At 68.9% G+C, this 12,457-nt stretch carries 16 protein-coding genes and 1 riboswitch; of the genes, 11 read left to right on the top strand and 5 right to left on the bottom strand.

The features are described 5' to 3' along the window. Positions 1-511: 511 nt before the first annotated feature. Genes FHG71_RS24865 through FHG71_RS07405 form a run of 5 tightly spaced genes read right to left on the bottom strand, consistent with a single transcriptional unit; the run spans position 512 to position 3,507 of the window. Entirely contained in the window at positions 512-694 is a 183-nt protein-coding gene (locus tag FHG71_RS24865; protein WP_484335639.1) for a GFA family protein, read from the bottom strand. Positions 695-716: 22 nt separating this feature from the next. After that, on the bottom strand, positions 717-1,304 hold the full coding sequence (locus FHG71_RS07420) for a TMEM175 family protein (protein WP_139080987.1): 588 nt from the start codon (positions 1,302-1,304) through the stop codon (positions 717-719). 4 nt (positions 1,305-1,308) lie between these two features. Next, a complete protein-coding gene (locus tag FHG71_RS07415) occupies positions 1,309-2,097 on the bottom strand; it encodes an alpha/beta fold hydrolase (RefSeq protein ID WP_139080986.1) in 789 nt (262 codons plus the stop codon). Positions 2,098-2,110: 13 nt separating this feature from the next. Further along, a complete protein-coding gene (locus tag FHG71_RS07410) occupies positions 2,111-2,881 on the bottom strand; it encodes a type 1 glutamine amidotransferase domain-containing protein (protein ID WP_139080985.1) in 771 nt (256 codons plus the stop codon). Positions 2,882-2,904: 23 nt separating this feature from the next. After that, entirely contained in the window at positions 2,905-3,507 is a 603-nt protein-coding gene (locus tag FHG71_RS07405; RefSeq protein ID WP_139080984.1) for an NADPH-dependent F420 reductase, read from the bottom strand. Between the two features lie 79 nt (positions 3,508-3,586). Between FHG71_RS07405 and FHG71_RS07400 the strand changes: the two genes are divergently transcribed. The 11 genes from FHG71_RS07400 (at position 3,587) to kdpF (ending at position 12,454) form a co-directional block, all read left to right on the top strand. Continuing rightward, positions 3,587-4,492 carry a LysR family transcriptional regulator gene (locus FHG71_RS07400; RefSeq protein WP_139080983.1) on the top strand — a complete coding sequence of 302 codons (906 nt, stop codon included), beginning with the start codon at positions 3,587-3,589 and terminating at the stop codon, positions 4,490-4,492. Positions 4,493-4,914: 422 nt separating this feature from the next. Further along, a riboswitch (TPP riboswitch) is annotated at positions 4,915-5,014 on the top strand. Positions 5,015-5,073: 59 nt separating this feature from the next. Continuing rightward, the gene (gene thiD, locus FHG71_RS07395; protein WP_139080982.1) at positions 5,074-5,874 is read left to right on the top strand and encodes a bifunctional hydroxymethylpyrimidine kinase/phosphomethylpyrimidine kinase; all 801 of its coding nucleotides are present in this window, start codon (positions 5,074-5,076) and stop codon (positions 5,872-5,874) included. Beyond that, a complete protein-coding gene (gene thiO / locus FHG71_RS07390; RefSeq protein WP_139080981.1) occupies positions 5,871-6,854 on the top strand; it encodes a glycine oxidase ThiO in 984 nt (327 codons plus the stop codon). The genes thiD and thiO overlap by 4 nt, the downstream gene beginning before the upstream one ends. Next, complete coding sequence (gene thiS, locus FHG71_RS07385) at positions 6,838-7,035, top strand: sulfur carrier protein ThiS (protein WP_139080980.1); 198 nt, start codon at positions 6,838-6,840, stop codon at positions 7,033-7,035. The genes thiO and thiS overlap by 17 nt, the downstream gene beginning before the upstream one ends. A 3-nt stretch (positions 7,036-7,038) precedes the next feature. After that, positions 7,039-7,812 carry a thiazole synthase gene (locus tag FHG71_RS07380; RefSeq protein ID WP_139080979.1) on the top strand — a complete coding sequence of 258 codons (774 nt, stop codon included), beginning with the start codon at positions 7,039-7,041 and terminating at the stop codon, positions 7,810-7,812. Then, the gene (locus tag FHG71_RS07375) at positions 7,809-8,405 is read left to right on the top strand and encodes a thiamine phosphate synthase (RefSeq protein ID WP_139080978.1); all 597 of its coding nucleotides are present in this window, start codon (positions 7,809-7,811) and stop codon (positions 8,403-8,405) included. Before FHG71_RS07380 ends, FHG71_RS07375 begins: the two co-directional genes overlap by 4 nt. Continuing rightward, complete coding sequence (locus FHG71_RS07370) at positions 8,402-9,376, top strand: HesA/MoeB/ThiF family protein (RefSeq protein WP_139080977.1); 975 nt, start codon at positions 8,402-8,404, stop codon at positions 9,374-9,376. Before FHG71_RS07375 ends, FHG71_RS07370 begins: the two co-directional genes overlap by 4 nt. A gap of 1 nt (position 9,377) precedes the next feature. After that, entirely contained in the window at positions 9,378-10,313 is a 936-nt protein-coding gene (locus FHG71_RS07365) for an ABC transporter substrate-binding protein (RefSeq protein WP_139080976.1), read from the top strand. Between the two features lie 98 nt (positions 10,314-10,411). Further along, positions 10,412-11,098, top strand: a complete 687-nt coding sequence (locus FHG71_RS07360; protein WP_342777507.1) for an ABC transporter ATP-binding protein — start codon at positions 10,412-10,414, stop codon at positions 11,096-11,098. Next, on the top strand, positions 11,098-11,838 hold the full coding sequence (locus tag FHG71_RS07355) for an ABC transporter permease (RefSeq protein WP_139080974.1): 741 nt from the start codon (positions 11,098-11,100) through the stop codon (positions 11,836-11,838). The genes FHG71_RS07360 and FHG71_RS07355 overlap by 1 nt, the downstream gene beginning before the upstream one ends. Positions 11,839-12,367: 529 nt before the next feature. Next, positions 12,368-12,454 (top strand): K(+)-transporting ATPase subunit F, encoded by an 87-nt coding sequence (gene kdpF / locus FHG71_RS07350; protein WP_139081002.1) that lies wholly within the window; start codon positions 12,368-12,370, stop codon positions 12,452-12,454. Positions 12,455-12,457: the final 3 nt, after the last annotated feature.

The following is a 12,457-nucleotide window of genomic DNA, read 5'->3' as shown; positions in this document are numbered from 1 at the left end:
GTGGAGCAGCCCGGTAGCTCGTCAGGCTCATAACCTGAAGGCCGCAGGTTCAAATCCTGCCCCCGCAACCAACTGAAGCGAACGAACCAGCGCAGGTGAGAACCCGCCCTGGCTCGTCCTTAGACCAGACGACCCGAAGCCCCCGTCGCCGCAAGGCACGGGGGCTTCGTCGTTGTTGGACCCCGTGTTGTTCAGGGCCAGCTCCGCTACCCCGTGGCTCCAGTCCTGAGTTGCAGCAACCAGGCTTCCGCCGACGCTCGGCGCGGCAGCCCCGGGCCGGATCTGCCGGTCCGTGCTGGTGCTCGTCGCCCAAGGCTTGCGCCGTCCGGTCCCCAGTGTCGGGAGGCCGCCGTCGGGATCGTCTTCGGGATCTTCTTCCTCTGCGAGGGTCCCATCCCTCCCGTCAGAGCCGAGCGGCCCGACCGTGGTCGCCTCGATCGCCGGGTGATCAGCGGACGAGAGCTCGACCGCTCGGGCGCCGCCGAGCTCGAGGAGCGCGCTGAGCCGCCCCTCAATCCCCTTGCAACGTGACCTCGCCGATCGGGGTCGCAAGGAACGCGCTAAAGTTGCCGTGCCTCCGGCGGCAATCCTCGCAGTGGCACGCGAGGACCCCGGCGGACTGGTCGGGGAGGGTGAACGCGACGGCGCCGCAGTGGCAGTGGCCCGCAAGCAGGGGTGGGGTCGGCTCGGTCATGAAGGATCGGTCCTTGGCAGGGTCAGTCGGAGGGCTTGGGGGTCGGGCCGCCCAGAGGCACGAAGAAGAGCACCGGCACGGCCACGAGGATTGCCGTGGCGAGCGCCGGCGCGAGCAGGCTGCGCCGCAGCGACTTGCGGCGAGCCGACAAGGGCACTTCCGGCGCGAGCAGGTCGCCCGGCCTGCTCGCGTACCAGTGCATCAGGCTGAAGCTCGTGGCGGCGAGGAGCATGGCGAGGCTGAGCAGGAACGTCGCGGGCACAGAGCCCGGAAACTCGCCGAAGAGGCCGGTCGGGAAGGGCACAAAGGAGATGGCCAGCAGGAAGAGCCCGTTGAGCCAAAGGAAGCCCCGGTCGGCGTGACGGAGCTGGCGCATAAGGCCGTGGTGCGCCACCCAGAACACCAGCACGAAGGCGAGGCTCAGGATCCAGGCGAAGATGATGGGCAGCCGCTCCGTCAGCGCCCACCAGATCGCGGTGTCCCCCTCTAGGTCCATCTCGGGCAGCTTCACCTCGAGCATGAGGAGTGTGATGACGATGGCCATCACCCCGTCGGTAAACGCCTCGATCCGGGTGACCTCCGAATGCCCGGTGCGGAACAGGACGGCCACGGAGTCAGCCTCCGGCGAGGTCGTGCAGGATCGCCGCCAGTTCCTCCGGTTCGGTGGCCATCGGCGCGTGGCCGGTGTCGATCTCGCGGACCTCGCCGATCCCGGCGCGCTCAATCATGCGGGCCTGGAGCGCGGGGCTGACCGCGTTGTCCCGCAGGGTCTCGACATAGGCCTTTGGCACCCGGCCGAAGTTGGCCTCCGTCAGGGTGATCGGCTCCCCCAGAGGGGCCAGGGGCTCCTTGACCAGCGCATCGGCGATGGCCTGCGCGGCCTCGCTCTCCACGTCGTTGGCGAATATCAGCGCCCGGTCCCGAGGCAGCACCTCGGCGGCGGAGTAATCCTGCGCGAGCACGAAGTTCTCGCCCGTGAACTTCGTCCCCTTGTCGGTGCCCGAGAGGGACTGGAGCGACTCGCCCGAGTTGGGCACATACGCGGCGACGTAGATGAGCTTGCGGATCCGGTCCGGCGCCGCTTCGGCCACGGCCGAGATGCTGAACCCGCCGAAGCTGTGGCCGACGAGGACGACGTCGGACTGGTCGCCCATCGCGGCCAGCGTGGCGTCGCGATAAGCCCCGAGGGTGAGGGCATGGATGTCGCTGCCATCCGCCATCGTGCCGTCACGGCCGGGGAGGTCGACGAGGGTCACCTCGTCGCCCCCGGCCCGCAGCGCTTCGGCCACCTGATCCCAGGCCGCGGCCGTCTGGAAGGCACCGTGAACGATCACGAAGGTCTCGGCCTGCGCTGACCCGGTCACCAAGGCGCTGGCCGCGGCCGCAAGCAGAACTGTCCGCATGGTTGCCCCCCCCTCACTCGCCGAACGCCCGGATCACGGCCTCGGCCGTCTCCGCGCCCGAGAAGTTCTGCTGGCCCGTGACAAGGTTGCCGTCGCGGATGGCGAAACCCTTCCAGAGCCCCGCTTGGACGTAGTTGGCGCCGAGCTTCTTGAGCTCGTCCTCGATCCGCCAGGGCATGACGTGCTTGTCGCGGGACAGGAGTTGCATGTCCCAGACGGCGTTGTCGGCGAAGTCCTCCTCGACGTTGGCGAAGCCGGTGACAGTCTTGCCGCGGGCGAGCGGCGTACCGTCCGACAGGCGGGCGTAGCGCAGGATCGCGGTGCCGTGGCAGAGTGCGGCGGCGACCTTGCCGGCCTCGTAGAACTCCACGAACTTGCGCTGGAGCGCCGTCTCCTGCTCGAAGGTGAACATCGGGGCTTGGCCACCCGCGACGACGATGGCGTCGAAGTCAGCGACGTTCAGCTCTGAAACGGGCTTCGTGCTCTCGATGAGGGTGACGAGCTTCGGGGTCGCTAAGAAGCCCGCCGAGATGAGGTCGGTTTCCGAGTAGCCGGAGACATCGCGCGGGTCGCTCATGGCGTCGGCTTCGCACCGGCCTCCCCTGGGCGAGAAGACCTCGACCTCGTAGCCCTTCGCGTTGAAAGCGAACCACGGGTGGGTCAGCTCGCTCCACCAGAAGCCCACGGGCCAGCCGGTGGTGGTGGAGGTCGCAGGGTTGGAGATGACAATGGCGACCCGCTTCGGGGCATTGGCGTTGACAGGATTGGGGTTGCGAAGGCTCATCTTGGCTCCTTGAGGTTGGGGGATCAGCGCGTCCGGAGGCGGGCGAAGGCGAAATCGCGGCCCTGGCCGTGGCTGAAGGCCTGGTCGATCCAGAGCATCGCGAACGCTTCGAGCAGGGCGGCCTTGGCAAGCGGCCCGGCGTCGAGCGCCTCGAAGCCCAGGTCCGCGACGAGGCCGAGGGCGGTGCTCTTGGCCTCTGCGTCGCCGGCCGCCGCGAACATGACAGGCGGCGCGGCGTAGCGGTGGGGGTCGGCCATGTTCTCGGCCCCGGTCTGGTTCAGGGTCTTGACCACGTGGGCACCGGGGGCGAGGGCCGCGACCTCCTCGGCCCCCGAGCTACCGGTGGGCGGCGCGAGGCCCAGCCGCCCTCCGGCCATCGCAAGCGGGTTGGTGCAGTCGATCATCACCTTGCCCGAAAGGTCGCCGGCGGCGGCCAGCACCTCCCGCACGGCACCCCAGGGCACGGCGAGGGCGACGACATCGGCCTGCGCCATGGCCGCGGCGATCGGGGCTTCGCGATCGCCCCGGGGCTCGCGGGTGCCGTAGATCACGTCATGCCCCGCGCGCCGCCAGCCCTCGCCGAGGGCCTGGCCGACCTTGCCCCGTCCGATCACCGCGATGCGCATCGGCTGCCTCCGTGCTTGCCACGGAGGGAAGCTAGGGACAGAGTGACTTCGGTTCCAATGAAGACTGTTCAGGACTGATATGGTCGAACGCGATATCCGCCGGCTCGACTTCACCCTCCTCCTTGTGCTCGCGAGTCTCCTGCGGACACGCAAATCGACGGCCACCGCGGGGGAGCTTCACATGACGCAGTCTACCGTGAGCCATGCCCTTGGACGGCTGCGGGACCTCCTGGGAGACCCGCTGTTCCTTCGACGCCCTCACGGGCTGGAGCCCACGGCGCGAGCCCTCGCGCTTGCCCCGGCACTGGACGAGATCCTGGGGCTGGCTGGGGGCCTGTTCGCCGCGTCGCGCTTCGATCCGGCGACGGCCGAGGGCACCCTGCGGATCGCCGGCGCGGACTACCATTGTGCGCTGATGGCTGCGCCGCTGATCGCGCGGCTGGGGCAGGAGGCGCCGGGGCTGCGGATGGTGTTCCGGCCGCACTTGCGCGACCGAGCAGTCGAGGCCCTGGTCGCGGGCGAGATCGACCTCGCGGTGGGGCGCTTCTTCGCGCTGCCCTCGACGGTGCGGCGACACCCCCTGTTCGAGGAGAACTACAGCCTCGTCGCCCGGGCAGATCACCCACTGGTCCAAGGCACCCCTGACCTCGACGCCTTTGTCGCGGCCCGCCACATCGTCGTCTCGCTCGATGGCGAGCCCAGCGGCGTCGTCGACAAGGCGCTGGCCGCGCTCGGACGGGAGAGGAGGGTTGTGGCGGCGGTGCCCTACTTCCTCACAGCTTTGGCTGCCGTCGCGGCGAGCGATGCGGTCGTGACGCTACCCTCCCGCCTCGCACGGGTCCATGCCGCGGCCTTCGGGCTTACGGTTCTGCGTCCGCCGGTGGAGCTGCCCTCGTTCCCTGTCTCGGCGGTGCTGCCGGCTGCGGTGGGGCCGTCCAGCGCCGCGCACTGGATGGTCGAGACGGTGCTGCCGGACCTGGCCTGACGCGTTGAGGATCGCGGGTCTTGGTGCCTCGTCGCTGATAGGGGGGAGACATCATGAGTAGCGTTCAGTCATTCCCATGATACTCGGGCCACCATCTCTCGCAATTAATGTGTCAGCGGGATTATGGCCTTCGACTTTAGAACGATCCTGCCGTTCGCCAGAGTCCAAATCCTGCCCCCGCAACCAGATTCGAACCCCCCTCACATCGGTTCATGTTGGTTCAGAACCGCCAATGGCCAAAGGATTCAGGCGGACCGGCTTTGTACTGGCAGCATGTGCTGGCGGAAGAAGGGATCAGAGCTGCTGTCCGTCATGCGCGTGTTCGTCCGTCTACCGGACGATCCGCACTATGCCGTGGATCGTTTCCTGACAACGCCTATCCCTGGATCTTGCGTGCTCCATGGGAGCCGACTAGCCTCTCTACGAATCCGTTGGGGTGCCCATCCGGGCTGAGAGGCTTCGCGCCAACCCATCGAACCTGATCCGGGCAATGCCGGCGTAGGGAACGGAGCATGATGTGGCAGGGCGGAACCCGCCCGCAGTCCCGTCCTCCTTCCGTCCGCCGTGGAAGGAGGAGAATAATGGGCGCACCAGCCGCCTTGACGATCGCCGGCTCCGACAGCGGAGGGGGCGCGGGCATCCAGGCCGACCTCAAGACGTTTTCGGCGCTCGGCGTCTATGGCGCGAGCGTCATCACGGCGATCACGGCGCAGAACACCTGCGGTGTGTCCGCGGTCGAGGAGGTCTCGGCCGGCATGATCCGGGCTCAGATCGCCGCCGTGCTGGGCGACATTGCCATCGGCGTCGTGAAGGTTGGGATGCTCGCCTCGCCGGCCGTCATCAAGGCCGTCCGTGATGGACTAAGGGCCTTCGATGGGCCGGTCGTCCTGGATCCTGTGATGGTGGCCAAGTCCGGTGATGTCCTGCTCGCCCCGGGTGCAGTCGCGGTGCTCGTGCGAGACCTTCTCCCATGCGCCGACCTTCTCACGCCCAACCTGCCCGAGGCGGCGCGGATGCTGGGCCGGGACCCCGCCACGACGGGAGCCGAGGTACTGGCCCAGGCACGGGCGCTGCTCGACCTCGGTGCGAAGGCGGTGCTGATGAAGGGCGGGCATGCTGAGGGTCCGCTCTGCGTGGACCGCCTCGTGACCCCTGACGACGTCATCGAGTTCACGGCGCCGCGCATTGTGACACGCAACACGCATGGGACGGGCTGTTCCCTGTCCTCGGCCATCGCGGCGGAGCTGGCCAAGGGGGCCGAGCTCCCTGCGGCGATCCACCGGGCCCATCGCTGGCTCCAGGGCGCGATCCGCGCGGCGGACCGGCTCGGCATCGGCTCGGGTCATGGCCCGGTCCACCACTTCCACGAGGTCTGGGCATGAGCCTTCGCGTAAGGGTTATCGGGGCCGGCGTGGCGGGCCTTTGCACAGCCACGGAACTCGCTTCGCGCGGCGTCGCGGTGACGGTCATCGACCGGGAGGAGCGACCAGGCCCGCACGCCTGCTCCTGGTGGGCGGGCGGGATGCTGGCGCCCTACTGCGAAGGCGAGACGGCCGAGGAGCCGGTCGTGCGCCTGGGTCAGGCGGCGGCCGATTGGTGGGAAGGGCAGGGGGTTCCAGTCACCCGGGCGGGGACGCTGGTCGTGACGCTCGGGCGCGACCGGCAGGAACTCGACCGCTTCGCCCGCCGCACTTCGGGGCACCGCATGCTCGATCGCACCGACCTCGCGGCGCTGGAGCCCGACTTCGACGGCCGGTTCGATCGCGCGCTGTTCTTTCCGGAAGAGGCGCATCTCGATCCGCGCCGCGCCTTGGGTCACCTGCGCGACCGGCTGCCCGAATTGGGCGTGACGTTTGCGACAGACAACGGCCAGGTCGTCGGACAGATCATCGATTGCCGGGGCTTGGCTGCCCGCGACGCGCTGCCCGACCTGCGGGGCGTGAAGGGCGAGATGCTGGTCCTGCGCGCGCCCGACCTGCACCTCACGCGCCCTGTCCGGCTGTTGCACCCGCGCTATCCGCTCTATGTCGTGCCGCGCGGGGACGGCGTCTACATGCTGGGGGCCACGCAGATCGAGAGCGGTGAGCGGGAGCGGCCCACCGTCCGTTCGGCTCTGGAGCTCCTGAGCGCCGCCTATGCGCTACATCCGGCCTTCAGCGAGGCCGAGATCCTGGAGATCGGCGTCGACGCGCGGCCCGCCTTTCCCGACAACCTGCCCCGCCTTAGGCGGCGGGGCGAAGTGATCCATGTCAACGGGCTCTTCCGTCATGGCTTCCTGATGGCGCCCGTGCTGGCGCGGATGGTGGCCGACCTCCTCTGCAACAACACCCGACCGGAGCTGATGGATGAAGATCACGGTTAACGGCACCGCCACCGAGGTGACGGCCAAGGATCTGCCCGGAGTCCTGCGCGAGCTGGGCTACGGCGACGGGAAGGTCGCGACCGCCGTCAATGAGCGCTTCGTGCCCGCGTCCGCCCGTTCGAGCGCGGTCCTCGGGCCGGGTGACCGGCTCGAAGTCGTCACGCCTCGGCAGGGGGGCTGAGCGATGCCGATGTTCTACGACGTCGAGGTAACCTCCCGCCTGATGCTGGGCACCGCCCAGTATCCGTCGCCCAGGGTCCTGGCCGAGGCCTTCCGGCGCTCGGGGGCCGGGATCGCCACCGTCTCGGTCCGGCGCGAGGCCGGGGGCGAGCGGGCGGGAGCCGCTTTCTGGGACCTCGTGCGCGACCTGGGCGTCCGCGTGCTCCCCAACACCGCGGGATGCCATTCCGTCCGCGAGGCGGTGACGACGGCGCAGATGGCGCGCGAGCTCTTCGACACGCCCTGGATCAAGCTCGAGGTGATCGGCCACGCCGACACGCTCCAGCCCGATCCCTTCGGCCTCGTGGAGGCCGCGCGCATCCTGTGCGAGGAGGGCTTCGAGGTCTTCCCCTATACCACCGAGGATGTGGTGCTCGCCGACCGCCTGCTCTCGGTCGGATGCCGCGTCCTGATGCCCTGGGGGGCGCCGATCGGCACGGGGCTGGGGCTCGTGAACCGCTACGGCCTGAGGACGCTGCGGGCGCAGTTTCCGGATGTGCCGCTGATGATCGACGCGGGCCTGGGGCGGCCCAGCCAGGCGGCGGAGGCCATGGAGATGGGCTTCGATGCCGTGCTCCTGAACACCGCCGTGGCCAAGGCTGGCGATCCGGCGGCGATGGCCGAGGGCTTCGCCCGGGCGGTCGAGGCCGGGCGGCTGGCCTTTGAGGCCGATCCGATGGAGCCACGCGACATGGCTGCGCCCTCCACGCCTGTTCTTGGCCGGGCGTTCCTCGCATGACGCTCGACCGCTTCTATCCCATCTTCGACAGTGTCGAATGGCTCCAGCGGACGCTGCCCTTGAGCGTGCGCCTCGTGCAGCTCCGCATCAAGGACCGACCCGAGTCCGAGCTGCGTCAGGCCGTCGAACAAGCGCAGGCCCTCTGCCGGAGTCACAATTCGGTGCTGGTCGTGAACGACCACTGGCGGCTCGCCATCGAGGCGGGCTGCGACTGGGTCCATCTGGGCCAGGAAGACCTCGACACCGCCGATCTGGCTGCGATCCGGCGGGCCGGACTGCGGCTGGGGATCAGCACGCACGATCATGCGGAGCTGGACCGCGCCCTGTCGCTCGCGCCCGACTACGTGGCGCTGGGGCCGGTCTACCCGACCATCCTCAAGAAGATGAGGTGGGAGCGGCAGGGCCTGGAGCGCGTGACCGAATGGAAGCGCCTCGTCGGCAACATCCCCCTGGTCGCCATCGGTGGGATGAACATCGAGCGCGCCCCAGGGGCCTTCGCGGCGGGGGCCAACATCGTCTCGGCGGTCACGGACATCACGCTCCACGCCGACCCCGAAGCCCGCGTCCGCGCCTGGATCGAGGCCACCCGATGAGCCGCTACGCTCGCCAGATCGCTGTGCCTGAACTGGGGTCCGAGGGGCAGGAGCGCTTCCGAGCCGCAAGGGTGCTCGTGGTCGGGGCCGGGGGGCTCGCCGCTCCCGTCCTCCCGTATCTGGCCGGGGCCGGGGTGGGGCAGATCCGGCTAGTCGATCCCGACCGGGTAGACCTGTCGAACCTCCACCGGCAGACGCTGTTCACCGAGTCCGATGTGGGGCGGCCCAAGGTCCACGCCGCAGCGGCGCGTCTTGCAGAGCTCAATCCCGACTGCCGGGTCGAGCCTGTCCAGTGCCGCCTCGATCCCGGCAACGCCGTTGCTCTCTGTGCCGGGGTGGACCTCGTGCTCGACTGCGCCGACAGCTTTGCCGCGAGCTACATCCTTTCCGACACCTGCCGCGACCAGGGCATCCCTCTCGTCAGCGCTTCGGTCATCGGCGTCGAAGGCTATGTCGGCGCGTTCTGCGGGGATGCCCCAAGTCTCCGGGCGGTGTTCCCCGACCTTCCAGGGCGCGCCGGCACCTGCGCCGAGGAGGGCGTGCTGGGCCCGGTCGTGGGTGTGATTGGTACCATCCAAGCGCAGATGGCCTTGGCCCTTCTGGCGCGACTGCACGCGTCGCCCCTAGGTCAGCTCGTCACCTTCGACGCGCGGGGCTTCCGCTTCGGCGGCTTCCGCTTTGACGGCGCCCCCGAGCCTGAACGCCGTTCCACCTTCATCGCCCCAGACGCCATTAGCCCCGCCGACTTCGTCGTGGACCTGCGGGGCGAGCACGAGGCCCCCCTGGTCCGGCCGGACGCGCTCCGCCTGCCGGTGGCCGCCTTCGGCCCTCATGGGCCCGGGCCTGAGCCGGGCCAGCGGGCCGTTCTCTGCTGCCGTTCGGGCCTCCGCGCCTGGCAGGCCGCGGAGCGGCTGGCGGAGGTCTGGGACGGAGAGATCGCATTGGTCGCATTGGGCGACCCGGAGGACTGACATGAGATCCATTCTGGTCACGCTGGCGCTCACCGCGGCCTCACCCGCTTTCGCGCAGGACAGGCTGACGCTGATGCTGGACTGGTTCGTGAACCCCGACCACGGCCCCATCGTGATTGCGCAGGAGAAGGGCTACTTCGCCGAGGCCGGGCTGGAGGTCGAGGTGATCGCCCCCGCCGATCCCGCCGATCCGCCCAAGATGGTCGCGGCGGGACGAGCCGACCTCGCCGTGTCCTACCAGCCGCAGCTTCATCTCCAGGTGGCCGAGGGGATGCCGCTGGTCCGCGTGGGCACGTTAATCGACGCACCCCTGACCTGTCTGCTGGCCCTGCGGGACGGCCCCGTGCAGGACGTCGCGGACCTCCAGGGCCGACAGGTCGGCTTCGCGGTTCCTGGCGTGCAGGAGGCTCTGCTGGCGCAGATGCTCCGGCACAACGGCCTGACCCTCGATGACGTGGAACTCGTCAATGTCGGCTGGTCTCTCTCACCCTCGGTCATGTCGGGGCAGGTGGACGCCGTGATCGGCGCCTTTCGCAACTTCGAGCTGAATCAGATGGAGATCGAAGGCATCGCAGGCCGGTGCTTCAATCCCGAGGACGAGGGCGTGCCCGCCTATGACGAGCTGATCTATGTGGCCAACCCCGAACGGCTGGACCCTGAGGTGGTGCGCCGCTTCCTCTCTGCCACCGAGAGGGCCGTGCAGTTCATCCAGGCTCACTCGGAGGAGAGTTGGGCCGTCTTCGCAGGCAGCTCGGCCGAGCTCGCCGACGAGCTGAACTGGCGCGCCTGGGCCGACACGGTCCCGATGTTCGCCGCCCATCCGGGCAAGCTGGACGAGGACCGCTACATCCGGTTCGCCGAGTTCCTCCGCGATGCGGGCCTGATCAACAAGGAGCAGCCAGTTGGAACCCTCGCCGTCGATCTGGAGGCGCGGTGACCGCGTGGAGCCGGAGAGCATTCGCCCGAACGCGGGACGAGGAGCCGGGCTCATGCTTCCCGGGACAGCCGGCTCCCTCTCTTCTCCTGTCGGGGCGGGTGAAGATCGGGTCGGCCACCATCGTCGGACCGGTTGCTCTGGAGGTCAGGGGCGGGTGCTGGACCTGCCTGCTGGGTCCGTCCGGCGTGGGCAAGTCCACGCTGCTCGCGCTCCTGGCGGGTGTGGGCGATCATGTCAGTCTTGAGGGCGACCAGCGGGCCGGGGACGACGCGCCCCTGGCCGGGCGGGTCGCTCTGATGGCCCAGAGCGACCTTCTCCTGCCGTGGTTGAACGTCTTGGACAACGTGACCCTGGGTGCCCGGCTGCGGGGAGAGCGGGCGGATATGATGCGCGCGCGACAGGTGCTGGACCGGGTGGGGCTGGCGGACCTTGCGAAGGCTCGGCCGGCAACCCTGTCCGGCGGTCAGCGCCAGCGCGTGGCGCTCGCGCGGACGCTCATGGAGGACCGGCCCGTGGTGCTCCTCGACGAGCCGTTCTCGGCCCTAGACGCCGGCACGCGCGCCCGCATGCAGGATCTCGCCGCCAAGGTGCTCGCTGGACGGACCGTCCTTCAAGTCACCCACGATCCGGCCGAAGCGGCGCGCCTGGGGCAGGAGGTCCTGCTCCTGACGCGCTCCGGCCTCTCACGCGTGGAGCCGCCCGCGACCAGTCCGCCGCGCGCTTTTGACGCGCCGGACACGCTCGTCTTCCAGGGACGGCTTCTACGTCGGCTGCTGGAGGTGTGATGAGGCGATGGCTCAACGGTCTGGCCGGGGCGGTCGCGGGATTGCTGGCCTGGCAGGCCCTGATCGCGCTTGGCGACCTGCCGCCGTTCATCCTGCCCGGACCGATACGGGTGGCTCAGGCTCTTTGGGCCAACGTTCTCCTGATTGCCGGCCATGCAGTCGTCACGCTGGCGGAGATTCTGACCGGACTCGTGCTCGGCGCGATCCTGGGTGGGCTCTCGGCCATCCTGCTCGCCGCCTCGCCCCTGGCCCGGTCGGCCCTGCGCCCCATGCTGGTGCTGAGCCAGGCGATCCCCGTCTTCGCCTTAGCTCCCCTCCTGACCCTGTGGTTGGGCTATGGCTTCTGGTCCAAGGTCGCCATGGCGCTTCTGATCATCTACTTCCCCGTGACCTCGGCCTTCTTTGACGCCCTGGTCCGCACGCCGGCCGACTGGGTCGGCCTGGCCCGGGTCATGGGAGCGCGGCCCGCTGCGGTTCTCTTGCATCTCCGCATTCCAGCGGCGCTGCCCGGCCTCGCCTCGGGCCTGAGGCTCGCGGCCGTCTACGCGCCCATCGGTGCGGTGATCGGTGAATGGGTCGGCGCTGCCCAGGGGCTGGGCTATCTCATGCTGCTCGCCAACGGACGCGCCAGGATCGACCTGATGTTCGCCGCCCTCATCGTGCTCGTTCTGATCACGTTGAGCTTGCACTACCTTGTAGATGCGGTCTGTGGATCGCTGCTGCGTCGGATGAGCACGTAACATTGCGCGACGCCGTATAGCCTGCATCAACTCTCGGTGGTTTCGGGCCCCCGCAACCATTAGAACCTCCGTCACAGTGTGTCGCGGCGGTTCGATACCCATCACGTGAGATCAGGTCCGAGTTGAACTGATCCTCAGGTCCGCTGAGCCCTCGTTGGTGCGACAACCGGATCGTTCGCTTAAGGCCCAGTGGTTGGATGTACGACAGCGATCTCGGCAGGACGCTGATGCGGGGTTGCGGTCCGACAGCCATGAATTGCGGGCGTAACGATCGGAGAAGCTTGGGCGCTACGCTCGATCAGTGTGCCACAACGCTGCTCTCCCTCGGCCAGAGAGTCACCGGCGCTTTACGCTTGCTTTACGCGTGGCGCCCAGGTTCCACATGGCGCCCTTACGGCGCCCGAACCCATCTCCGCTAGCGACGACTTTCGGAGATCATCATGCTCGACCTTCTCTTTCTGGCCCTCGGCATAGGGGGCTTCCTCCTCTTTGCCGCGCTCGTGCGCGTCCTCGAGCGGGGGTGACGGCCATGCTCGACCTCGTCTTCGGCCTCGCCACGGCGGCGGGGCTCCTCATCTACCTCGTCGTGGCGCTGCTGCGCCCCGACCGGTTCTGAGGA

The organism is Rubellimicrobium roseum (assembly GCF_006152145.1).
GTDB lineage: Bacteria > Pseudomonadota > Alphaproteobacteria > Rhodobacterales > Rhodobacteraceae > Rubellimicrobium > Rubellimicrobium roseum.
Note: the sequence above shows the minus strand (reverse complement) of the source record. Positions and strands in the feature narration are given on the sequence as shown.

What these genes read in the sequence shown, in the direction of transcription:
- FHG71_RS07365 (WP_139080976.1), top strand. Translation starts at nt 9,378, where the DNA reads ATGAGATCCATTCTGGTCACGCTGGCGCTCACCGCGGCCTCACCCGCT.
- FHG71_RS07410 (WP_139080985.1), bottom strand. Translation starts at nt 2,881, where the DNA reads ATGAGCCTTCGCAACCCCAATCCTGTCAACGCCAATGCCCCGAAGCGG.
- kdpF (WP_139081002.1), top strand. Translation starts at nt 12,368, where the DNA reads ATGCTCGACCTCGTCTTCGGCCTCGCCACGGCGGCGGGGCTCCTCATC.
- FHG71_RS07380 (WP_139080979.1), top strand. Translation starts at nt 7,039, where the DNA reads ATGCCGATGTTCTACGACGTCGAGGTAACCTCCCGCCTGATGCTGGGC.
- FHG71_RS07405 (WP_139080984.1), bottom strand. Translation starts at nt 3,507, where the DNA reads ATGCGCATCGCGGTGATCGGACGGGGCAAGGTCGGCCAGGCCCTCGGC.
- FHG71_RS07375 (WP_139080978.1), top strand. Translation starts at nt 7,809, where the DNA reads ATGACGCTCGACCGCTTCTATCCCATCTTCGACAGTGTCGAATGGCTC.
- FHG71_RS07370 (WP_139080977.1), top strand. Translation starts at nt 8,402, where the DNA reads ATGAGCCGCTACGCTCGCCAGATCGCTGTGCCTGAACTGGGGTCCGAG.
- thiD (WP_139080982.1), top strand. Translation starts at nt 5,074, where the DNA reads ATGGGCGCACCAGCCGCCTTGACGATCGCCGGCTCCGACAGCGGAGGG.
- thiS (WP_139080980.1), top strand. Translation starts at nt 6,838, where the DNA reads ATGAAGATCACGGTTAACGGCACCGCCACCGAGGTGACGGCCAAGGAT.
- FHG71_RS07415 (WP_139080986.1), bottom strand. Translation starts at nt 2,097, where the DNA reads ATGCGGACAGTTCTGCTTGCGGCCGCGGCCAGCGCCTTGGTGACCGGG.
- thiO (WP_139080981.1), top strand. Translation starts at nt 5,871, where the DNA reads ATGAGCCTTCGCGTAAGGGTTATCGGGGCCGGCGTGGCGGGCCTTTGC.
- FHG71_RS07355 (WP_139080974.1), top strand. Translation starts at nt 11,098, where the DNA reads ATGAGGCGATGGCTCAACGGTCTGGCCGGGGCGGTCGCGGGATTGCTG.
- FHG71_RS24865 (WP_484335639.1), bottom strand. Translation starts at nt 694, where the DNA reads ATGACCGAGCCGACCCCACCCCTGCTTGCGGGCCACTGCCACTGCGGC.
- FHG71_RS07400 (WP_139080983.1), top strand. Translation starts at nt 3,587, where the DNA reads ATGGTCGAACGCGATATCCGCCGGCTCGACTTCACCCTCCTCCTTGTG.